The sequence below is a fragment of the Flavobacterium sp. Root420 genome (genome assembly GCF_001427905.1).
Lineage (GTDB): Bacteria > Bacteroidota > Bacteroidia > Flavobacteriales > Flavobacteriaceae > Flavobacterium.
Genome location: NZ_LMEF01000001.1, coordinates 151729 through 175573 on the forward strand (window position 1 = coordinate 151729; position 23845 = coordinate 175573).

The 23845-nt window shown below is 33.1% G+C and carries 20 protein-coding genes; 5 read left to right on the top strand and 15 right to left on the bottom strand.

The window, feature by feature from the left end; genetic code table 11:
• Positions 1-48: 48 nt before the first annotated feature.
• The 3 genes from ASC72_RS00685 to ASC72_RS00695 all read right to left on the bottom strand — a co-directional run bounded on the left by ASC72_RS00685 (position 49) and on the right by ASC72_RS00695 (position 5452).
• Positions 49-1689 (bottom strand): DUF6377 domain-containing protein, encoded by a 1641-nt coding sequence (locus ASC72_RS00685; protein WP_056185205.1) that lies wholly within the window; start codon positions 1687-1689, stop codon positions 49-51.
• Between the two features lie 352 nt (positions 1690-2041).
• Complete coding sequence (locus tag ASC72_RS00690; protein WP_056185209.1) at positions 2042-4303, bottom strand: acyl-CoA dehydrogenase; 2262 nt, start codon at positions 4301-4303, stop codon at positions 2042-2044.
• Between the two features lie 231 nt (positions 4304-4534).
• Complete coding sequence (locus ASC72_RS00695; RefSeq protein ID WP_056185211.1) at positions 4535-5452, bottom strand: EamA family transporter; 918 nt, start codon at positions 5450-5452, stop codon at positions 4535-4537.
• Positions 5453-5552: 100 nt separating this feature from the next.
• Here ASC72_RS00695 and ASC72_RS00700 point away from each other — a divergent pair, with 100 nt between their 5' ends.
• Positions 5553-6971, top strand: a complete 1419-nt coding sequence (locus ASC72_RS00700; protein WP_056185214.1) for a PLP-dependent aminotransferase family protein — start codon at positions 5553-5555, stop codon at positions 6969-6971.
• A 61-nt stretch (positions 6972-7032) separates the two neighbouring features.
• On the opposite strand, the gene ASC72_RS00705 is transcribed toward ASC72_RS00700, so the two are convergent.
• The 6 genes from ASC72_RS00705 to ASC72_RS24420 all read right to left on the bottom strand — a co-directional run bounded on the left by ASC72_RS00705 (position 7033) and on the right by ASC72_RS24420 (position 12331).
• Positions 7033-7980 carry a bestrophin family protein gene (locus ASC72_RS00705; RefSeq protein ID WP_056185217.1) on the bottom strand — a complete coding sequence of 316 codons (948 nt, stop codon included), beginning with the start codon at positions 7978-7980 and terminating at the stop codon, positions 7033-7035.
• A gap of 47 nt (positions 7981-8027) precedes the next feature.
• On the bottom strand, positions 8028-8750 hold the full coding sequence (locus ASC72_RS00710) for a hypothetical protein (RefSeq protein ID WP_056185220.1): 723 nt from the start codon (positions 8748-8750) through the stop codon (positions 8028-8030).
• 77 nt (positions 8751-8827) lie between these two features.
• The gene (locus tag ASC72_RS00715; RefSeq protein WP_056186823.1) at positions 8828-10231 is read right to left on the bottom strand and encodes a HAMP domain-containing sensor histidine kinase; all 1404 of its coding nucleotides are present in this window, start codon (positions 10229-10231) and stop codon (positions 8828-8830) included.
• Between the two features lies 1 nt (position 10232).
• Positions 10233-10907: a response regulator transcription factor gene (locus ASC72_RS00720; RefSeq protein ID WP_056185222.1), complete on the bottom strand. Its 675-nt coding sequence runs from the start codon at positions 10905-10907 to the stop codon at positions 10233-10235.
• Between the two features lie 154 nt (positions 10908-11061).
• Positions 11062-11625, bottom strand: a complete 564-nt coding sequence (locus tag ASC72_RS24415) for a BamA/TamA family outer membrane protein (RefSeq protein ID WP_241775586.1) — start codon at positions 11623-11625, stop codon at positions 11062-11064.
• Between the two features lie 43 nt (positions 11626-11668).
• Positions 11669-12331, bottom strand: a complete 663-nt coding sequence (locus ASC72_RS24420; protein WP_241775587.1) for a hypothetical protein — start codon at positions 12329-12331, stop codon at positions 11669-11671.
• 195 nt (positions 12332-12526) lie between these two features.
• Between ASC72_RS24420 and ASC72_RS00730 the strand changes: the two genes are divergently transcribed.
• The gene (locus ASC72_RS00730; protein ID WP_056186828.1) at positions 12527-13105 is read left to right on the top strand and encodes a pentapeptide repeat-containing protein; all 579 of its coding nucleotides are present in this window, start codon (positions 12527-12529) and stop codon (positions 13103-13105) included.
• A gap of 68 nt (positions 13106-13173) precedes the next feature.
• On the opposite strand, the gene ASC72_RS00735 is transcribed toward ASC72_RS00730, so the two are convergent.
• The 5 genes from ASC72_RS00735 to glyA all read right to left on the bottom strand — a co-directional run bounded on the left by ASC72_RS00735 (position 13174) and on the right by glyA (position 17948).
• Positions 13174-14148, bottom strand: coding sequence for a hypothetical protein (locus ASC72_RS00735; RefSeq protein WP_056185225.1), 975 nt, complete (start codon positions 14146-14148; stop codon positions 13174-13176).
• 31 nt (positions 14149-14179) lie between these two features.
• The gene (locus ASC72_RS00740; RefSeq protein WP_056185229.1) at positions 14180-14677 is read right to left on the bottom strand and encodes a GNAT family N-acetyltransferase; all 498 of its coding nucleotides are present in this window, start codon (positions 14675-14677) and stop codon (positions 14180-14182) included.
• 21 nt (positions 14678-14698) lie between these two features.
• On the bottom strand, positions 14699-15739 hold the full coding sequence (locus ASC72_RS00745; RefSeq protein WP_056185231.1) for a GMP reductase: 1041 nt from the start codon (positions 15737-15739) through the stop codon (positions 14699-14701).
• A gap of 209 nt (positions 15740-15948) precedes the next feature.
• Positions 15949-16542 carry a tRNA-(ms[2]io[6]A)-hydroxylase gene (locus ASC72_RS00750; RefSeq protein ID WP_056185233.1) on the bottom strand — a complete coding sequence of 198 codons (594 nt, stop codon included), beginning with the start codon at positions 16540-16542 and terminating at the stop codon, positions 15949-15951.
• 131 nt (positions 16543-16673) lie between these two features.
• Positions 16674-17948 carry a serine hydroxymethyltransferase gene (glyA, locus tag ASC72_RS00755; protein ID WP_026985455.1) on the bottom strand — a complete coding sequence of 425 codons (1275 nt, stop codon included), beginning with the start codon at positions 17946-17948 and terminating at the stop codon, positions 16674-16676.
• A gap of 108 nt (positions 17949-18056) precedes the next feature.
• Here glyA and fahA point away from each other — a divergent pair, with 108 nt between their 5' ends.
• Entirely contained in the window at positions 18057-19340 is a 1284-nt protein-coding gene (fahA, locus tag ASC72_RS00760) for a fumarylacetoacetase (protein WP_056185234.1), read from the top strand.
• Between the two features lie 211 nt (positions 19341-19551).
• Here fahA and ASC72_RS00765 read toward each other — a convergent pair whose 3' ends face one another.
• Complete coding sequence (locus tag ASC72_RS00765; RefSeq protein ID WP_056185236.1) at positions 19552-20592, bottom strand: agmatine/peptidylarginine deiminase; 1041 nt, start codon at positions 20590-20592, stop codon at positions 19552-19554.
• A 186-nt stretch (positions 20593-20778) separates the two neighbouring features.
• On the opposite strand from ASC72_RS00765, the gene ASC72_RS00770 reads away from it, so the two are divergent.
• Positions 20779-22296 (top strand): choice-of-anchor I family protein, encoded by a 1518-nt coding sequence (locus ASC72_RS00770; protein WP_056185238.1) that lies wholly within the window; start codon positions 20779-20781, stop codon positions 22294-22296.
• A 201-nt stretch (positions 22297-22497) separates the two neighbouring features.
• Positions 22498-23775: an OmpA family protein gene (locus ASC72_RS00775; protein WP_056185240.1), complete on the top strand. Its 1278-nt coding sequence runs from the start codon at positions 22498-22500 to the stop codon at positions 23773-23775.
• Positions 23776-23845: the final 70 nt, after the last annotated feature.

Sequence of the window (23845 nt, forward strand, 5' to 3'; positions counted from 1 at the left end):
TTGATATTTTTTAAGAGATAAAAAAAGTAGTGGATTTAAAATAAATCATTACATTTTCAATGAAATTAAACCGATTTTCATGACCATTTCTTCAAAGTCATTTCGGGAAACTGCCGCTTTATTTCGGGCTCTGGTACGATAGTTATAAATAGTGCTTAAAGAATAACGAAGAAAAGCGGCAATTTTAACGCTGTCGGTAATCCCAAGTCGGATAAGTGCAAAAATGCGAAGTTCAGTATTTAGTAATTCGCCTTGTTTCAAAACAAACTGTTCTTCTTTAATAATCAACTCATTAAAATCTTTTACAAAAGTTGGATATAGATTTAGAAAGATAATATCAAAATTCTTGTATAATTCTTCCAGCTCATTATCAACCAAAGTTGTTGATTTAAGCATTCTATAAATTTCATCAAATTGTTTTGCTGTCGCTTTTTTGTTTAAAATAATGCGGTAGTTTTCTAATTTATTAATGTAAGCCGAGCAAAGACTAAAGAAATGTGCAATATATTCTTCTTTAATGTGATTTGATTCTGATAACTGTGCGTTACGCTCTTGTAACTGATTGTTAGTTTCGGTAATATCTTTGTTTAATTCGGCTAATTTTTGACTGGTTTCATAAAGTTCCCCGCGAATTCTGGATACCTTTTTCATTTGTTTGTAAACGTAAATTACAGCTACAATCAAAAATGCCGATAACAAACTAATGCATAAAAGATAAAGTTGAAGCTCTGTTTTACGTTTTGCTTCTTTTTCTAAGTAAACGGTGTTTATAATCGAATAAACTTCTGACATCAAAAGCGTACGAAATTGTACATTACAATAAAGTGCATCTTCAATCGCTGATTGTGTTAATTTGTATGCCATATCGACATCGCCAATTTCATAAAAAACCAAAGCTAGTTCCTGAAGAGAAGCATTATCTTTATTCGCATTTTTTAAATCGGATGTAGCAGAAAGTGCGTAGTATTTTTTTCGTAATTCTAATTGATGAGATTTTTCATAAATACTTCCTAAAAGATAGGTAATCATCGCGTATTGCGGATTATCTTCTTTGATGTTTTCAAGTAAACTCTTTAATTGTTTCTCAGCTGCACTCATTTTAAAGTACATGCTTCGTTGAATTTTGTTGATTTTATAATTTAGTGTGCCAGGATCTAATACCATCAAAAGAGAATCCCGATATTTCTGAATTTGCTGCATGTATTCAACACTATAACTATTGGCGGCATAATGTTCATAAAACTCACGATAGGCTACATAATAATTGGGAAGTAATGCTTTTGACAATGTTTTTTTGTCAATGCTTTTAATAAGGACTTCAGATTCCCGGTATTTTCCTGAAGAGGAATAAAGTGTTACTAATTGTATTTTTGCTAAATTCGATAAATTCTTATTTTGAAGTTCGTCGGCAAGTTTTAGATTCTTTTTGACATAGAAAATAGCCGAATCTGAATTGAATTTTTGATATTCTGTATATAATGTTTTGTTGTAGTTGTACTCCTGCTCTTTTGTTAAATCGTCTGATTTAATTTTTTTGAAGTTTAAAATTCGTTCTTCTTTCAGCTGAACATAGCGTTGTTTATTTCTTAAGGCATCATTCAGCTTATCCAAAATAGTATCTGTACTATCTGATGCATGAACCGGGTTACCTAAAAGAACCAATAAAAGAAATAACAAATAATTTTTCAAACTAAATAAGATAAATAATATCCACAAATATAATTTTTAAAATCCTAAAATTTTAAAACAAAATAGGTAAAATTCGACTTATTAGCTATAAGCAGAATTATTACAACGTCTTTTTGTTATAAATTTTATACTCGTTCTTCTAAACAAATACCATATTATTATCAGAAGAACTAGTCGCTCTATAAAGCGAGACTTTAATCTTTGTCGAGTTTCGAGTGTGATCCCTCGTTCCTCGGGATGACAAAAATGCGTATACATTGTGGCAAAAAAAAGCTTTGTCAAAGTTTAAAACTTTGACAAAGCCGAGATCTACTTTCTTTACTCTTTACTCTTTACTCTTTACTCTTTACTCTCAATTAACAGCAATTGGTGCTGCCAAACAACTTTCCGGAATATCAAAAGCATTTACTAATGCAACGGCATCGGGACGAATATCCCAACAAAGCTGGTTGACCATTTTACGGATTGCTTTGGTTTTCACCGCTTCCATATAACCATCTTCAAGATACCAGCCTTTGTTTTTTTCTAATTGCGAAAGTGCATATAGCTGATTCAGTTTGGTCAAAATTTCTTTTGATTTTTCATCCTGAACTGTTTTAATCGCCGCCTGAAATTGTTCTAAAACTATTCGTTCCAGATATGCCTGTGCGACATCGATCATTTGGTGTTGAACCACATTAAAAGCATCATAAGGTTCTAAACCTCCATCAACTAATTTTTTAATACGTTGCGCTGTAGAGGCTAAAATTGTTTTTTCTCTGTGGATAAAAGCCTGTAAATGAAATTGATCGTCTAGTAAATGTTCATCATCAGTTCTGCGGGTTGCTATCGGATTTTTTTCGGTAATAGCCACTTTTGCATTTTCATATACATAATTGATGATTCCTAACGAACCCATTTCACCAAACGCTTTTCTGAATTCTGATAAACGATTTTTGGCTACCAATTGCATCAAAACGGTATTATCACCTTCAAAAGTGGTATAAATTTCAGTGTCATTTTTTAAATCATCAATTCGGTTTTCAGATAAATATCCTTTTCCGCCACAGGCTTCACGACATTCCTGCAAAATATCTCTTGTACTCCAAGTAGAATAAGATTTCATTCCGGCTGCCAAAGCTTCGATTTCCTGCATTTCATCTTCGGTTCTATTCAAAAATCTACTGGTCAGATATTGTAATGCAAAATGAACCGCATATGTTTTTGCCAATGCTGGAAGCAGTCTTCGCTGATGCATTCTGTAATTTAAAATCGGAACTTCTGATCCTCCTTCGGGACCAAATTGCCTTCTTTGATCACTATAACGAATGGCAATTGTCAATCCTGATTTGGCTGCTGCCAGAGCGGAACGCGGAATCCCGATTCGGCCTCCAACCAAAGTCCCAAGCATGGTAAAGAATCTTCTGTTATCACTTGGAATCGGACTTTCGAATTCTCCTTTATCATTTACAGAAGCAAAACGATCCAGCATATTTCCTTTCGGAATAACAACATTATCAAACGAAATTGTTCCGTTATCAACGCCATTTAGCCCCATTTTATGTCCACAATCGCCAATGGTAATGCCGTTTAACACATTTCCGTTTGTATCGCGTAACGGAACTACGAAAGCATTTACACCATAATCATGATCATCAATTATTAATTTAGCGAAAACGGTTGCCATTTGTCCGTGAACTGCGGCGTTTCCAATATATTCTTTTTGGGCATTTTTATTGGGCGTATGAATCGTAAAAGTTTGCTCGTTATGATTGTACGTTGCAGTAGTTTCTAACCCTTTTACGTTGGAACCATGATGTGTTTCGGTCATCGCAAAACAACCCGGAATTTTCAGCGAGCCAATATCTTTTAAGTATTTAGCATAATGTTTTTCAGTTCCAAGTGATTGTACACTCATTCCCCAAAGACCAAACTGAACACCAAATTTTATCACCAAACTTAAATCGTGATAACTTAAGGTTTCCATAATCGCAAAATAATCGGCTATGTTTTCTCCTCCACCATATTGTTTTGGATACGCCATATTTCCGAGATTTTCATCGGCTAAAATTTTACACCAATTATACACCGTTTGGCGGTACACATTAATGTCTGTTGAAGTTTCATAAGCGAATTCAGGTCTTGAAATTACCGATTTTACTCTTTTGATAATTGCAGCTTCTTTTCCATCCAAAAGTTCGGTTATTTTCTGAATATCAAAATTAGAAATCGTTTGAGAATTGGCTGTAAAAGAATCTGCTTTGGTTTTAAAGTTCTGAATTACTTCCTCACCTAAAATTCCAAGATCATTTTCAAGTTTTATAAACTCAGGTTTTACCGTCGAAATATCTACATCTTTTTCAGAAAGTGCGACGGCAATATCAAAAATAGATTTTATGGAAGATTTATCCTGAATACTTTTCTCTATATCCGCTTTCCATTGTGTGAGTTCATTTCGTGAAGGCGGATTTGAAATGTCAACTTTAGAAAGCAACTGCTGTTTTTCTTCGGGCGAAAGCCAAGTCAAATCATTTATAAACTGTTGAATAGTTGCAAACTCTTTTTGAGTCAGCAAATCATCAGACCATACTAAATAAAACAACGGTAAAAAGGCTTGAAGTTTGGTATTTTTCATAAAATATAGAATCGATTTAGAAATAGAATTAAAAAAATGTTGCCACGAATTTCAGTAATTTTCACGAATTAATTAATTTTAAAAATTCAAATTATTCGTGAAATTCCTGGCAATTTGCTTCCTATTTTACCAAATAAAAAAGCAGGAATGAAAATACTCATTCCTGCTTTAACATCCTGTTAAGATTCTGGTAATTTATTTTTAAACCAATAAAAAGTATGTCAATTACATTTAAATAGAATCTTTAGACGACAGGATATATTTTTGTTTTAATGCAAAAAGATGATGCGAATTAAAAACGATAACTGCTATAAAAATGATACTGTAAGCTGCGATTTGTAAAGCGCTAATTTTTTCGTGATAAACAAAGTTTGCCAAACAAAAAGCAATCATCGGATTGATATTTAAAAGCATTCCAACAGTTGATGAATTGATGCCTGAAAGTGCATAAAGATTCAGGAACAAAGGAAATATTGTAAACAAAACCGCAATGGTTTCAATACAGAAATAAAACTTAAATTCGGTTGGAACTGGCCCACTGTATACCGGATAAAACGGCAATAAAAATAAGGCTGCCAATGTAATATGAAAAGTTAAAATAATAAACTTATCAAAACCTTTATTCACACGCTGACTTACTAAATAACAAGCATAAGTAAAACCAATAATAATACTGAAAAACATATCCATGATTGCTGTATAAGACAATAACAAACAACCGGAAACACTCAAACCAACAGAAATCCACTGTGTTTTACTCAATTTTTCTTTTAAAATGAAGTAAGCCAATAAAGTGGTCAAAATAGGACAAACCAAATACGCCAGCGAGGTTGCTTTTACACTAATATGATTCATCACATAAATAAAGGTGAACCAGTTTAGCATTAGAAAAACACTTCCGCCAATATTCAATAAAATCGCTTTTCGCTTCTCTGAAGTAGATAACGCTTTGAAAATGGAAACTGTTTCTGCAACTTTTTTTCTCTTAAAAGCAAAAACAATAAGCAACATCAAAATACTGCAACTAAATACGCGGTAAAATAAAATATCTAAAGATGGATATTCATGAATTGGCTTTAGAGCCAGACTAAAAAATCCCCAGATTGCAAAACAAGTTATGGCTGCTATATAATATTTGGTTGTTTTCATTGAATCTTTTTTTGATTGATTTCTGATAAAGCAAATTTCTTAAAAATAAAACAGCAATACAGATACAGTTTTTGTAAATTGCACCATAACAGTTTTTTTTATGAAAAATTCAAATTACTTATATCAGCAGTTTGCTGACCGAATCGAAAAGCAAATAAAGTCAGGTGTTTTGAATGTTGGTGATAAACTTCCTTCAATACGTGAAGTATGTGCCGAAACGGGATACAGCATGAGCACAGTAAGCAAAGCTTATTATGAGGTGGAGAGCAGATCATTGATTGAATCAAGACCACAATCCGGTTATTATGTAAGTAATACGTCGGCAAGGATTATTACTGAACCTTCGCCAAGCAGTCCTGTTTTAAAATGCGTGAATATTGATCGTGAAGATTTAATTGATCAGGTTTATGGTAATATGACAGATCAAAATATCACTATGCTTTCTATGGGCTTTCCGTCAAATGAACTTCTTCCTATTGCCAAATTAAACAAAGGAATTATTCAGGCGACACGTCAGCTTCCAAATAGCGGGACAAGTTACGAACAGGTGCAGGGAAATATTAATTTGAGAAAGGAAATTGCACGTTGGTCTTTTACATGGGGCGGTTCATTAACCGAAAATGATATTATTACAATGCCGGGCTGTACGAGTGCTATTTCGCATTGTTTGATGACTTTGACCAAACCCGGAGATACTATTATTACAGAAAGCCCAGCGTATTTTGGAATTTTGCAATTGGCAAAATCATTAGGTTTGTATATAATGGAATTGCCCACAAATATGACTACAGGAATTGAACTGGAGGCTTTAAAAAAAGCACTTGCTACAAAAAAGATAAAGCTTTGTTTGCTGATGAGTAATTTTAGTAATCCGTCCGGAAGCATGATGCCTGTTGAACATAAAAAAGAAGTGGTTAAATTGATGGAGTTTTACAATGTTCCGTTAATTGAAGACGATATTCACGGCGATTTATATTTTGGCTCCAGCCGGCCAACTAATTGCAAAACGTATGACGAAAGCGGCATAGTGCTTTGTTGCAGCTCCGTATCTAAAACTCTTGCTCCGGGTTATCGCGTGGGCTGGGTTTCGCCGGGGAAATTTAAAAAACAAATATTGCGTAATAAAATTTACCATACACTCTCCTCACCTACTATTACACATGAAGTTGTGGGTGATTTTCTTAAAAATGGACGTTATGAAAACCATCTTAGAAAAATTCGCCAAATTCTCAACCATAACTGCAATAATTATATTAATACAGTTTTAGAATCTTTTCCGACAGGAACAAAAGTAAGTCAGCCACAAGGCGGTTTTTTTCTTTGGATAGAACTGGATAAAAATATTGATACAGTTGCTTTTTATCATCTGGCAATGAAACACAATATCAGTATTGCGCCAGGTCGAATTTTCTCATTTCAGGATCAATTCTCCAATTGCATGCGCTTGAGTTTTGGTTTGCCCTGGAGCAATGAACTGCGGGAATCCATCAAAACTTTAGGAAGACTATTGCATTCTTAAAAATAAAAACCAGACAACAATTACGCTGTCTGGTTGCAACTAATCTAACTCCAACATTTAATTACAAAACAAAATAAGCATCTTCTGTCGCTTTTTTTGTTTCAGGCTTAAGATCAAATTCTTTAATGATGTCAAATTCACTTTGATATTCATTAAGCATTTGCATTATATTTTTTTCAATTGTATTGGCAATAGCAGTAACAGGTGTATCAGTTGGTCGGTTTTCAAACGGATCCTGTAAGTGAATTGCCATTCTTTCAATTAAAAAGAAAGCCGCGGCAATTGCTGTAATCAACGGGATAGCAAACCAGCTCAAAACACTAGTCAGTCCAAACGGCAACAATAAAATAAACAAACACAATGTTAATCTGATATACATGCTGTATGTTGTTGGGAAAATGGTATTTTTAATTCTTTCACATTTACCCATATGATCACATAATCTTGATAAAGTATTATCAATTTCTACCTGCTGATACATATTAATGCTTTTGTCATTTTTAGCATTTCTAAGATCTCGTGCGTGCAGCATTAAAATCGCATTTGGAATATTTTGATGGTTTTTAATAAATTTCATTTCTTCATCACTAACCAAACCTTTAAGCGGTTTTATAGCATCTTTATTTCGAAGTGCCTGACCTAAACTATAACACCATGCAATTTGCCTTTTTGCAAAATTTTCTTTGAATTCACTTGCTTCGACAGAAAAATCAGGATCTTTATAAAATGTCAGTACCTGACGGATTAAGGTTCTGGAATCGTTTACAATTGCACCCCACACAATACGGGCTTCCCACCATCTGTCATAGGCTTGATTTGATTTAAAAGCTAATAATAAGGATATAATGGTTCCAATCATTGTTGGAATTGCAATTGGAATATCTACTGGAAGGTTTATAAAATAGTAATGAAAAATCTCAAACAAAATAGTGTAAGTCATTACCAGTGCCAACTCTACTTTAATTTTCCCGAGAACGTACCTCATTGGAATTCTTTTCTTTAATAACATATTTTCGGCTTTTAATTAAATTTGTATTTGTTTTGAAGTGATATAGCTTACGCTAATTCTTCATATAGCGATAAAACAGGAAGTCCTAATCTGTCGTTGCTATTTTCTTTTTTATTTTTTTTGAATTTGATTTTTTCGCTTTTACGTGTTTCCACTAACAAATCGATGTCGTATTTTGTAATAGCTTCTGATAAATAAGGTGCGAATGCTTCGTAGTTATCATCAAAATTTGAAGTCTGGCTTACGATCTCAAATGAAAAATTTTCACTTAAATACTGCTGAATATCTTTAACATGCATATTCCCTTTAGCATTCTCGATATAAAGTGCTTTATTAAAATCTTCTTTAAATTGCTCGTTTCCTAAATGTAAAATCGGACATTTTTGATTTCCGGCCAATTGCATCAAATATTGATGAACTCTTTTTGTTTCTTGTTTATAAGATTGCGTCAGAACAATCAATTTCACATCAAAAGCTTCAATGATTCCTTTAAATATTGGAGCTGAAAGTCCGTATTGATTGTGAATTTTAATTTTGCAGTTTGCAGTATGTTCTATAATATATCTGCACGTTTCAAGAACTACTTCCTGACTTGAAGTTAGACTAACTCTCATTTCGCGCAAAAATTGTGAAGATGAAAAAGTATCAGGAGTATCTGAAACCATCATTAAAATAATCTCGCAATTGGTATTTCTTGCCTGATTAATAGCCGATTTTACAGCGCTGATCGTATCTTCTTCCAAAGTCGTTGGTATAAGGAAATTTTTCATATGTATAATTGTTTAGTTTATACATACAAAATAACTCTTCGTAAATTAGAGGGATCTTAAAGTAAAATTAGAATTTCCTAAGATTCAACATTAGAAATTCTAATGTTGGCTTTTTTAGCGATCTCCTTCTTAAAAATGATCGTCACAATAGTTCCTTTGTTTTGTTCTGATTGCACCTGTATTTCACCATCGTGCATTCGAATAATTTTAGAGGCCAAAGGAAGCCCTAAACCATAACCAATATATTTGGCTGCAATTTTCCCTCTGAAGAAAGGTTCATATAAATGCGGAATATCTTCTGGCGGAATTCCGATTCCGATATCATTAATAGCTATTTTAATCCAGTCTTTATTAGCAGATAGCCTTACAAATACTTCATTATTATCAGAATATTTAACTCCGTTTGTAATGATATTATTGATTGCTAATTCTAAAAGCGGTTTGTTGCACGGAATTAAAAACAAATTAGAATCTTTTGGAGCAAAATTAAGTTTGATGCTAACACGATTGTCCGGATAAATTTTATCCAAATCCGATTTTACGTCCATTAATAATTCATCAATTCTGGCAATATCGAGAACTTGTTTTTTTCCATCATAACCGGTTTGAGTCAATTTTAATAAACTCTCAGTTAAATTTCCTAATCTTGAAGCCTGACTGTAAATATTTTCTAAGGATTGAATGTATTCTGAAACTTCCCTTTCTTTCAAAAGCATAATTTCAGACTCCGCAATAATCGTTGTAATTGGTGTTTTTAATTCATGTGAAGCGTTATTGATAAAATTAGCCTGAATTTCAAACGACGTTTCTAATCGGTCCAACATGTCATTAAAAGTATGCGTAAGATCTGAAATCTCGTCAGAATTCTTAACATTCGGTAATCTGTTATGAAGATTAGAAGCACTTATTCTGTTCACTTCTTTAGTAATTCTCGCCACAGGATTAATAACTCTTTTAGCGAGAAAGCGACCTAAAAAGAAGGCCAAAATCACAAATCCGATTCCGCCAAAAAGCAATATTTTTACAATATATATTGTTGTTGTTTTTCCTCTACGGTCGCGGGCACCCACAATTACAATATATTTTTGATTGTTTTCTGTAAAAACCTGACCTAAGTAATACTTGCTGTTAACTTCAAAATAATCCTTTCCGGTTTCCAGAATGTTCGAGTAAAACTGGTTGGGTAAATTTAATTTAGTATTATACTCAAAACTGTTAGCGCTGTTTATCTTAAGAACATACTCTTCTTCCTCAATAAGTTCTTCCAGTCCATTTTTTTTAAGATTACTATAGTATTTTTTCTTTTCAGGATCATTTTGAAAATGAATTGAAGCCACAATTTTAGCTCTGTCTTCTAAACGTTTTAAAAAATGATATCTATTATTTTCGCGAAACAATACAAAAACTAAAACACATAATAAAAGTGTACTAAAGGTAGAAAGGGCAACATAAGTAAAAGTGATTTTTTTTCTTATATCCATTTTATGGCTGTATAACATAACCTAACCCCTTCATGGTATGAATCAGTTTGGTTGCAAAAGGTTTGTCTATTTTTTTTCTTAAATAATTGATGTAAACATCTACAACATTGGTATTCATATCAAAATTGATGTCCCAGACATTATCTAAAATCTGATCGCGGGATACGATTCTACCGTTATTTTTAGCTAAATAATAGAGTAGTTTAAACTCTTTAGCCGTTAAAAAAATCGATTCTCCGTTTCTTTTAACGGTTTTAGATTTGCTGTTTATTTCTAAATCGCTAATTATTATGGAATCCACTTTTTCAGTTTCCTGATTGGCTCTTCGGTACAAGGCATTAACTCTCGCATTGAGCTCACCAAATTTAAAGGGTTTTACCACATAATCATCTGCGCCGGCATTTAATCCTGTTACAATATTTTCTGAAGTTCCAAGTGCCGTCAAAAGCAAAACAGGAACAAAATTTTTACTGGCACGTAATCTTCTGCAAATTTCGATTCCGTTTATGTCAGGCAACATTACATCTAAAATTACCACATCAAAAGTATAGTTTTCAATCATTTCTAAAGCCGTTTTACCATCAAGAGCAACGCTGACATCATTGTTGTTTTCAGCGAATCCTTTGCGTAAAATGGACAATAGATTTGGTTCGTCTTCGACTATGAGTAACTTCATTTAATAGTGGTATTAGTAACAAAAATAACAATTGAGATTAAAATAGAAACCACAATAATTTATAATTATGAATTAATTATGAAGAAATCAATTCTAAGGTGGCAAAAATGAGGTTCTGGTTATTAATAGATACAATAACAATGAAAATATTAATTTAAAAAGTTTCTCCGGCATTTAAATAAAATCCTTTAGAACTATTTCCCCACGCATAATCTACAATAAGATTGGTGCGCGTAGCCTTATCGATTAAAATACGCAGGCCAATTCCTGCTGCAGGCTGAATAGAGTGAAAAAGTTTCGTATTTGTTTCCGGATTACTTGCCGTTACAAAGTTAGTGAATACGGTTCCGCTAAACATTTGATTGCAGGTAATTGGGAACCGAAATTCAGAAGCGAGATAAATTAAATTTGTTCCTCTGAATAATCCCTGCGTATACCCTTCCCCGCTGCGGCTGCGCTGATCCCAGCCAATCGCCGGTAAATTTAAATAAGGTACTTTTCCTCGTGTTACAAATTGTCCATAGGTCCAAAGCGCTAAAATATAACGTTCGTTTTTCTGCGAAAGCGGAATAAAATTGCGGTACTCCGTATAAAGAACATTGCTATTATCCTGATTTTTAAACAATACAGGATTAAAACGATAATTTAAGTTCGCAAACCATCCACGTGTCGCATTAACCTGATTGTCTCTGGAATCGTAAACCAGATTAAGGCTCACACCTGTCAAAAAATACTCCAGATTATCAAATCCATATTTTTGGCTATTCGTAATGATTGGTCGTTTTTCCGTTAGCCAAATCCAGTTCTTTATCTACAATATTGGCATACCAATCGATATTGATTCCGCCGCCCACATAAAAATTCTTCTTTACTTCAAAAGAGGCAGTCTGATGAAATTTAAAGTAATTGTAATCCATCGATTGTGCCAGTGAATCAATACTAAATCCCTTTAGTTTATCTCTGGTGGGAGGAATAATATTGGTTCCTAAACCATAATTAGGCTGAGAAAATATATACATTCGATAATCACCACTTAAAAATATCCTGTTATTTTTTAATAAAATATTGTTCTTGATATTTACCAGCCATTGCTTTTTTGTGGTGTAGGTTATTCCAACATTGGCTATCGAAAATTTATCGTTTTTTTCTTTTCCTTTAAAAGTATATTGCGCAACTGCTCCATAAAAGAACCCGGTTGCAGGTTGAGAACCAATTGCCGGAATAATTAAAAAGAAATTGTTTTTTGTGGGTTTAACAACATAAACGGAATCTTTCTTTTTGAAGATTTCCAATATTGTTTTTGGAGAACATAGTTCGGCACTAATAGAATCGTTTTGAGCGATTGAGGAAAAATGTATTAAAAAGAACAACCCTAAGATTTTATATTTCGTCTGAAAGCAATTATTTTTTAAAAAATTCACCATCTGAAGTTTTATTTTTTTGAAATAATGATTCAATCTTACTGTAAATATAAACCTTATTTTCAATATTTTACAGAAACAATCCCTTAAATTGAAATGAAAACTTTTTCAATAATTTAAAAATATATGACTTATATGACGTCAATTATTGGGGTAATTATTATCTTTTCACTCTCAAATAATCATCAAAAAACAACATTGAAAAAAGAGTCCGAATATTTTCTTGATAAAGAATATGATACTATTGTTTATGGTAGAGACGAACTTAATTTTAAAGATTTTGAATGTTGTATTTTTAATAATTGTAATTTTTCCGCCTGTACTTTCTTAGCTGTTACTTTTATAGATTGTACTTTTAATGATTGTATCTTTAATGAAGCCAAAATCAATTATGTGGCTTTTAGAACAGCAACTTTTAATCGTTGTGAAATCAAAGAAGTAAATTTTGCGATGTGCGACAAATTAATCTTTGAAGTTCATTTTCACGATTGTATATTGGATTTTTCAAAGTTTTATACTTTAAAAATAAAAGGAACAACATTTACCAAGTGTAGCCTGATTGCCGTAGATTTTATGTCGACAGATCTTACAAGTGTACTTTTTGATAACTGCGATTTATACCGCTCTGAATTTGATAAAGCCATCGCCAACAAAGCCGATTTTAAAACGAGTTATAATTACACTATTGATCCCTCCAAAACGAAATTAAAGAAAGCTGTTTTTGCTTTGAAAGAAGTGAAGGGGTTGTTGTTTAAGCATGATGTTTTGGTGAGTTAGGAGAATAAAAAAAAGCTAGTTTAAAACTAATTTTTTTTATCACATTTTTTACCTGCATAATTATTCTACTATTTTATTTTTATATTTTCAGCTATATTTTTGTATTCATTAAAATGAACATATTTTTTGGAAATATCTGTTCCTACAAATTGAATTATACCTTTTGGCGTTTGTTTTATATACTGATAAATTTTTAGCTCTTTTTCTTCGAAAATTCCAAACATTTCTACCTTTATTATTTCGTTTTCTTCTTCTTTATATTTCTTTTCAGAAATCATCTTTATTTTAATATTTTTCTCTTTATAAATATTATTTTCATATTTATAAATCAATTTATCGCTGTAAGTTTTTAAATCAAAACCATGAAGATTATTAGGTAAAAATCCAATTGAAAAATTATTTGTATAGATTCCATTTCCTGTCATTTTTTCTTTTCCAATAGTATATACACCAACATTACTCATGACATTTAATAATTGAAACTCTGACTTTTTTAAATCTACATTATAAAATAAATTATCATCAATGTTTGTTTTTATTTCTTTATCATAATATGTACTTAAAACTAAATCAGTAATTTCCTTTCTTTCTTTTTCATCATTTTGAAAGATTCCAATAACTAAAACCGAAAAGGAAGTATCCCCAAATGTTAAAATTATTTGTTCAGAATCTTGACCTTGAGGAGCAAACCCACAATAAGCATCATAACTTCCTAACTTAAATTCTTTCTTTGTTCCTATTCTTCCGCCTTGCTTTTCTAATTCGTTTATTTTACTAATTATATTTGGAATTACCTCATAATAATCTTGATTTAGAATTTCAATAACCTGAAAGTAATTTTTAGAATCTTTTTGAAATCTTTTTAACTCCTTATAGTATATATAATCTTTAGACTCATTGATTATTATTTTTGTTCCTTTTATGTTTACTTTATTTTCAATACCCGAAATATTAATTTGATCAGGAATATTTATTAACTGCCCGGAAGTTTCACAACTATAACTTAAAAACATTAATAAAAACAATACAACTGTTTGCTTCATTACTTTTATTTATTATATTTCAAAATATATTTTACAACTTCTTCTCCATCACATAATCTTCCATCAAATAGCCTTTTCCAATATCAATATTAACTTCATCGACAACTTCAAAACCTATTTTTTTATAAAAACCTAAAGCCGAATTAAATCGGTTTACATTTAAAATTAACGCTGTAGAATTATTGTCTAGAGCTAGTTTTCCAATTTCATCAATGACCTTCTTACCAATTCCTTTTCCTTGTGTTTCAGGCAAAAGGTATATTTTATGAATTTTAGTTACAGCTTTATCATTATAATTATGTTCTATTCCAATGAATCCTAAATTCGTTTCATCTTCATAAATCATATAAAACAATTGTTCTTTTTTATTGTATTGAAGGGTTAGTGCTTCATTAGAATAAAAAAGATCTAACATATAATCTAATTGTTCTTTTGATAGAATTTCGCCGTAAGTAATTGGCCAGGTTATGTGTACTATATTTTGAATTTGTTTAATATCACAAATAGTTGCTACTGAAATTGTAATCATATTATATTTAAAATGCTTTTATTATTTAGTAAAAACCTGATTTTCCTGTTCGCTTACGCGGATGAATGTTGTTCGTTTAGTCAGTTCTTTCAATCTCGATGCACCTACATATGTACAAGCGCTTCGCAATCCTCCCAAAATATCCAAGACTGTATTGATAACTTTTCCTTTAAAAGGAACCTGAACTGTTTTTCCTTCGCTGGCTCTGTATTCAGCCACACCTCCAACATGTTTATCCATGGCTGTTGTAGAGCTCATTCCGTAAAATTGCTTGAATTTTTGGCCATTTATTTCTATTAACTCTCCTCCACTCTCCGTATGTCCGGCTAACATTCCGCCAAGCATTACAAAATCAGATCCTGCACCAAAAGCTTTGGCAACATCGCCCGGAGTACTGCATCCGCCATCACTTATAATATGTCCGCCTAAACCATGTGCAGCGTCGGCACATTCGATAATTGCAGAAAGCTGTGGATAACCAACACCTGTTTTAACACGAGTGGTACAAACAGAACCTGGCCCAATTCCGACCTTTACGATATCGGCTCCAGCCAAAAGTAATTCTTCGACCATTTCGCCGGTAACTACATTTCCGGCAATAATAACTTGATCCGGATATTGTTTACGGGTTTGTTTTAAAAACTGTACAAAGTGTTCCGAATAGCCGTTCGCAACATCAATACAGATAAATTTCAAAAACGGATTTACTGTTATAATTTGGCCAATTTTTGCAAAATCTTCTTTGCCTGTACCGGTGCTTATAGCAATATAATTATAGTAATCTTCTGGTACATTTTTAAGAAAATCATTCCATTCTTCGGGAGAATAATGTTTGTGAATCGCTGTAAAAAGCTTTTCACCAGCTAAAACTTTAGCCATTTCAAAGGTTCCAACTGTATCCATATTAGCAGCCATAATCGGAATTCCTGTCCAGATTGTGGTACTGTGCAAAAATTTAAAATTTCGTTCGAGAGAGACTTCAGATCTACTTTTAAGCGTTGATCTTTTTGGACGAATCATTACATCTTTAAACCCTAATTTTAAATCAGTTTCTATTCTCATGGCTTTAAATTTTCTGTTACTTTCAAAGATATTAATTTTGAAAATGAAGTCTTTAAAATCAATAGAAAACTAATTATTCAGTTATTAACAATTGTAGATTGTAGATTATTTAGAAAATTCCGCCGAGATTCACAAAAGGTTTCGCAGAGATTCACAAAGTTTTGAAAACCTGAAACTTGAAACTTTTAAAAACTTGAAACAAAAATTTCCTATCCGTGAATCGTCTCCCCTTTTCCGTAATTTGAAATAATCGATTCTTCATAGGCCAACCATTCTCTCCAGCGTTTTTCAACGTCGATTCCTACTCCGTATTTTCTGGCGTATGTTATGAAGGTTGTGTAATGTCCGGCTTCGCTTTCCATCAATTCTCTGTAAAATACAGCCAATTCTTCATCCTGGATATTTTCAGATAAAACTTTAAAACGCTCACAACTTCTCGCTTCAATCATTGCTGAGAACAATAATCTTTCTACAAGACCAGAAACACGACTTCCGTCTCCGCTTTTTTTCATGTATTGATAAAGTTCGTTTACATAATCATCTTTACGTTCGCGTCCTAGTTTTAGTCCTCTTTTAATGATTATATTGTGAACCTGTTCAAAATGATCGATTTCTTCTTTGGCTAAAGCCAATAAATCTTTCACCAAATCCTGATGTTCTGAGTTATTAGTGATAATGGTTATCGCATTAGTCGCTGCTTTTTGCTCGCACCAGGCGTGATCTGTCAGGATTTCCTCAATATTTTTTTCTACAATATTTACCCATCTTGGATCAGTTGGCAATTGTAATCTTAGTACGCCCATTTTTTAAGTCTTAAAGTTAGAAAGTCATAAAGTTGTAAAGCCGAAAAAAGTCGAAGATCAAAACTAGAATAGAGATTTGCATTCCATTCCAAGACTTTCGACCTTCGACTTTAAGACTTTATGACTAATTTTTAGTATACGAAAATCGGTCTTTCGCTCATCATTTCGTTTACTTCGTTAGCTACTTCTTCGATAACTGCTTCATTGGTATGATCAGCTAATACTTTATCGATTAAAGCTACGATAGTTTCCATATCTTCTTCAACTAAACCACGAGTTGTGATTGCAGCTGTTCCAACACGAATTCCAGAAGTTACAAATGGTGATTTATCATCAAATGGAACCATATTTTTATTTACTGTGATTTCAGCTTTTACTAATGCATTTTCAGCCTCTTTACCAGAAATATTTTTATTTCTTAAGTCAATAAGCATCATGTGATTATCAGTTCCGCCAGAAATAATTTTGTATCCTCTTTTTACAAAAGCATCTGCCATAGCATTTGCATTTTTTTGCAATTGCATAGCATATGTAAAGAATTCATCTTTTAATGCCTCACCAAAAGCAACCGCTTTAGCAGCGATGATGTGCATTAAAGGTCCACCTTGATTTCCAGGGAAAACGGCAAGATCTAATAAAGAGGACATCATTCTGATTTCTCCTTTTGGAGTTTTCAAACCTTGTGGGTTTTCGAAATCTTTTCCCATCAAAATCAAACCTCCACGTGGTCCACGCAATGTTTTGTGCGTTGTTGTAGAAACAATATGACAATGAGGAATTGGGTCATTCATTAATCCCTTTGCAATTAAACCTGCAGGGTGAGAAATATCAGCAAATAAGATTGCTCCTACACTATCAGCGATTTCTCTGAAACGAGCAAAATCCATATCACGAGAATAAGCCGAAGCTCCTGCGATGATTAATTTTGGTTGTTCTTTAGTTGCAATTTCCTGGATTTTATCATAATCTAAACGACCCGTTTCAGCATCGACACCGTAAAAAACCGGACGGTATAAACGACCGGAAAAGTTTACAGGAGAACCGTGAGTTAAGTGACCACCGTGAGATAAATCGAAACCTAAAATAGTATCACCAGGATTCAAACAAGCGTGGTAAACAGCAGTATTGGCCTGAGAACCAGAATGAGGCTGTACGTTTGCATATTCAGCACCAAATAATTCTTTAGCTCTGTCAATAGCAATTTGTTCAATAACGTCAACTACTTCGCAACCGCCGTAGTATCTTTTGCCAGGATATCCCTCAGCATATTTGTTAGTTAAAACAGAACCAGCTGCTTCCATTACTTCGTCACTTACAAAGTTTTCTGAAGCAATAAGTTCTAATCCGTGAATTTGTCTGTCTTGTTCCTCTAGTATAAGGTCAAAAATTTGTTCGTCGCGTTGCATTTTTTCGTTTTTCGTTAATTTGATGCAAAAATACAAAAAAACGTTTGTGATACTGTTAGATTATGATATATTTGACATAGAATTTTTCAACAAATAATTAACATACACATGCCAATAACCGCAAACGATACCAAAAGAAAATCATGGTTAGAAGTACCAGAAAATAGTGACTTCCCTATACAGAATATTCCTTTCGGTGTATTTCTTACCAAAGAAAATGTCGTTACAGTAGGAACAAGAATTGGCGATTACGCTATAGATTTAGGGGCTTTACAACAATTAAACTATTTTGAAGGAATAGATTTAACCGATGATATGTTCATGCAGGATACGCTAAATGATTTTATTTCTGACGGAAAAAAAACATGGCGATTAGTCCGAAACCGTATCGCAGAGATATTTGATGCTACCAACCCACAACTTAGAGATTCAACAAAAGATCGCGATATTGTTATTTTTAAAATTGATGATGTAGAGATGCAATTACCCGTGTTAATTGGTGATTACACTGATTTTTACTCTAGTAAAGAACACGCTACGAACGTTGGAAAAATGTTTCGCGATCCTGAAAATGCCTTATTACCAAACTGGTTACACATTCCGGTAGGTTACCACGGAAGAAGTTCGACAATTGTTCCGTCCGGAATTCCGGTTCACAGGCCAATGGGACAAACTTTGCCAGCTGGAGAAAAATATCCTGTTTTTGGTCCGTCTCGTTTAGTTGATTTTGAGCTTGAAACAGCCTTTATTACAACAGACGTGAATGTAATGGGAGAAAATATCCCAACATATGAAACGGAAGATTATATTTTCGGGATGGTTTTGTTGAATGACTGGAGTGCGCGCGATATTCAGAAATGGGAATATGTGCCTCTTGGACCATTCTTAGCCAAAAACTTTGCAACGTCAATTTCTCCATGGATTGTAACTATGGATGCTTTGGAACCTTTTAGAACTAAAGGTCCAAAACAAGATCCGTCGCCACTTCCTTACTTACAGACTAAAGGAAAAAAAGCTTTTGACATTCATTTAGAGGTTTCCATACAACCTGAAGATCAGGAAGAAACTGTAGTTTCTAAATCAAATTTTAAATATTTATATTGGTCTATGGCACAGCAATTAGCACATCATACCTCAAACGGTTGTCGTGTAAATTCTGGCGATATGATGGGTTCCGGAACGATTTCTGGTCCAACTCCTGACAGTTTTGGTTCTATGCTTGAATTGACTTGGGGAGGAAAAAATCCAATAAAACTTAAAGATGGCAGCGAACGTAAATTTATCGAAGATAATGATACTGTCATCATAAGAGGTTTTTGCGAAAATGCCGAAGTTCGTCTTGGTTTTGGTGAGGTTTGCAGCCAATTATTACCTCCTTTTATCAGACCATGAAGAAAAGATAAAACACATTAATTGTTAATTATTAATTATTAATGTATACAAATAAAAAAGCTTGTTAGGTCGTACTAACAAGCTTTTTTATTTGTATTATTTTGCCAAAAATTAAAGGATTAAAAATAATTTTTTTTCTCATTTCACAATAAACACTACAATTAATTATTAGTTAAAAAACTTGGTGTCTTTCTGCCTTTGTGGCAATTGTTTAGGCCGGAATCTGCTGACTTAAGCAATGCAATGTTCCGAATCCCCAGATGAAATCGATACAACTGATTCCGATTACTTCTCTATCAGGGAAACATTCCGACAATATATTTAAGGCCACACGATCATTGCTGTCGTTAAATGTTGGTACTAAAACACATTTATTTAAAATTAAGAAGTTAGCATAACTAGCCGGCAATCTTAAATCTTCAAAATCAACACGTTTTGGCATTGGCAATGCTACAATTGTTGGCGATTTTCCGTCTTCTAATTTTGCATTTTGCAAGCGTTTTAGATTATCCTGTAATGGTTTGTAGTTTGAATCATTTTTATCTGTTTCAACAATAGTTACGATGGTATCTTCATTTACAAATCGGCATAAATCGTCGATGTGACCGTGTGTATCGTCACCTTCTATTCCGTCTCCCAACCAGATTACATTGGTAACTCCAAGATATTCTTTAAAAACAGCTTCGTAATCTTCTTTGGTAAAACCTGCATTTCGAACCTGAATCGTTGGATGCATCAGACATTCTTCAGAAGTCAATAATGTCCCTTTTCCATTTACATCAATTGCACCGCCTTCAACAATTACCGGTTTTCCTTTATACATTACTTGTGTAAGCGGAACATCAATAAAAGCGGCAATTTTGCCTGGAACAAATTTATCTAACTGGTAATTTTTGTATTTCGCCCAACCATTAAAATTAAAATTTAATGCTTCTCTTTTTGAACCATTTTTTACAATAATTGGCCCGGAATCGCGCATCCAGCTTCTGTTTGTTTTATGAATAATGAAAGAAACGTTAGCGGTATTTACGCGGGCTCTTTCTAACATTTCTGCTACTTTTTCTTTTAATTTTTCATCGGCTACGACCAAAAAAACCGTTTCAAAAGTGGCTACTTTTTTAATAAACTCTACAAAAGCCCATTGAACAGCTTCGTATTTTCCTGGCCAGTCGTTACCATTGTGCGGAAAACATAAAATAATTCCTTGTTGTTTTTCCCATTCTGCTGGAAATCTTCTATTATTTGTTGACATAAAGAGGTTCTAAATTTGAAAGAATACAAAGATAATCATTCGGGAGGATTATAAAACAGTCTACTGAAAATCCACTAGAATTAAGCCAAAATATCTTCCAGAAATTAAGTTAAAGATTAAATAATGAAGGCTTAATATCTGGCCAAATTCTGCTAATTACTTTTGACGCAACTAAAAACTAATAAAATGAAAAAATTAACTATCTCATTATTAACAGCTCTTTTAATTATGACGAGTTGTAATAATGATGAAAATTCAAACAATGAACCAGAAGTTGTAGTAAACGAAAATCCTGCTGCTTTTAAAGAAATTGGTTCTATCACTATTGGTGGTGAAGCGGCAGCAGAAATTTCTACCTACGATGAAAAAACAAAAAGACTTTTCACCGTCAACAATAGCGGAACGAATCAAATTGACGTAATTGATATTTCAGATCCCACAAAACCAGTCAAAATAGGTAAAATTGATTTAACTCCTTATGAAGGAGCTTCAAATAGTGTTGATGTTTATGACGGGAAATTGGTCGTTGCGTTAGAATCAACCACAAACAGACAAGGAAATGGAAAAGTAGTAATTTTTAATACTTCAGATTATAGTTTAATAAAACAAGTAACTGTTGGCGCATTACCGGATATGATTACTTTTTCGCCTGACGGAAAATACATTATGACTGCTAATGAAGGCGAACCAAACACGGATTACTCTCAGGATCCAAACGGAACTATTTCTATTATTGAAAGAAGCACTTACACTGTTACAACATTAGATTTTGCTTCATTCAGTTCTCAGGCAGAAACATTGAAAAAAGACGGATTCAGAATTTCAAAATTTGCAAAAAGTTTCGCTCAGGATATTGAACCAGAGTACGTAACAATTTCAGATGATTCTAAAACGGCTTGGGTAACGTTGCAAGAGAATAATGGTGTAGCAAAAGTAGATTTGGCTTCTAAAACTATTACTGCCATTTATCCTTTAGGATTTAAAGATTTCAATACAGCTGACAACGCGATTGATGTAAGCGATAAAGATGATAAAGTAGCTTTTAATCCATGGAAGGTAAAAGGAATGTTTATGCCAGATGCTATCAGTCATTTCTCTTCAAATAATGTTCCGTATTTTGTTACGGCTAATGAAGGTGATGCAAGAGAATATACTGCTAATACTGATATCAAGAGAATGAAAGACATGAAATTAGACCCAACTGTTTTTCCTGATGCTGCAACTTTAAAATTAGAACCAAATTTAGGAAGATTAAATCTTATCGCTGATATGGGAGATACAGATGGTGATGGAGATTTGGATGAAATGATAAGTTTTGGAGCTCGTTCTTTTTCTATTTGGAATGGAAACACTGGAAAAATTGTTTATGACAGTAAAAATGATGCAGATAAAAAAAGTCAGGAACTTGGTACTTATGATGACAAACGTAGTGATGACAAAGGTTCTGAGCCGGAAGCAGTAAAAGTAGTTAAAATGGGAAATCAGAATATTTTGTTTGTAGGTTTAGAAAGATCTGATGCTTTCATGACTTATGATGTGACAAATCCTACATCACCACAATATTTACAGATTGTAAAAACAGGAGATGCACCAGAAGGAGTTTTATTTATTCCAGCCTCTAAAAGTCCAACGAAAAGAAGTCTTTTAGTCGTGAGTAGTGAAGGTGACGGAACTGTAAAGATCTATCAGCCAGATTTAAAATAGTTTCAATCATCAATTTGAGAAAAGGGCAAAATAAAATGTTTTGTCCTTTTTTTATGCTCAAAATTCACATTTCATTAACAAATACACATAAATTAAACCTAAAACGTGGGAATTATGTAAGCCTGTATACAACACAATCTAAAAGTCGAAGTATAATTTTGTCATGAGTTTAAAATAAAAAACCAACTAAATTTAAATATCATGAAAAAAAAATTAGCTTCATTATCGTTTTTAATGCTATCATTCGCAGCAAGTGCGCAGGATATGACAACAACGTCAACATCAACTGTGACTTCAATTGACAAACCTGCTTATGATAAATGGTCCATTGAATTAAATGGCGGGGTAAATAAACCTATCAGAACAATGACAGCAGGTTACACTACCGAAACACTTAATATGTTTCATGCAGATTTAGGTGTAAGATATATGTTCAATCCTAAATTTGGTTTGAAACTTGATTTTGGTTACGATAAATTTCAAGAGAAAGACAACACAGCTCCTTTCGAAAGCACTTACTTACGAACTGATATTCAAGGGGTAATTAATGTGGGTAGAGCTTTAAATTTTGAGCAATGGACAAAAACTTTTGGTTTGTTAGTTCATGGTGGTTTTGGAGTTTCTCAACTAACTTCGAAAAATGGATTTGACGGAGAAGATTATATGGGTAATGGTATTCTTGGTATTACAGGTCAGGTAAGACTAGGAAATAGTGTTGCTTTAACAGGAGATCTTACCGGAGTTGTAAATGGAAAACAAAATTGGAACTTTGATGGAATGAGTCAAACTACAAGTGGTGCATTTGACGGTGGATTATTAAACGCTTCAATTGGTTTGACGTTTTATTTAGGTAAAAACGAGAAACATGCTGACTGGTACGCAGAAGAAAATGACAGGCTGGATAAATTAGAAGACAGAGTTGGTTTAATCGAAACCGGACTTTTAGATACAGACAAAGATGGTGTAGCTGACTTATATGATTTAGAACCGAATTCAATTACAGGCGTTGCTGTAAACACAAAAGGACAATCTATAGATACTAATCAAAACGGTGTTCCGGATGAATTAGAAAGCTATTTAGACAAAACTTACTCTAAAAAAGGCAGCGGCAGCGATAGTATAACAAATAATACTGTAGAAGAATTAATTAATGGCGGATATGTGAATGTATATTTCGACTTTAACTCATCTAAACCAACAAACGCTTCGTTATCTGGTGTTGATTTCTTGGTGAAATATTTGAAAAACAATCCTGGAAAAACTGCGGACATCATAGGATATGCTGACGAAATTGGAAGTTCAAGTTACAATACTGAATTATCAAGAAAAAGAGCTGAAGCTGTGAAAAAAGTGGCTACAAATGCGGGAATAGATGCTTCAAGATTAAATGTGATTGCTAACGGAGAAGATGCTTCTGTAAACAAAAACTCAAAAGAAGCTCGTCAAATCGTAAGAAGAGTTACTTTCCAAGTGAAATAATTTCTATATATATAATTTGCAAAAGGCTGTTTCAAATATTTGAAACAGCCTTTTTTTCATAAAAAAGGAC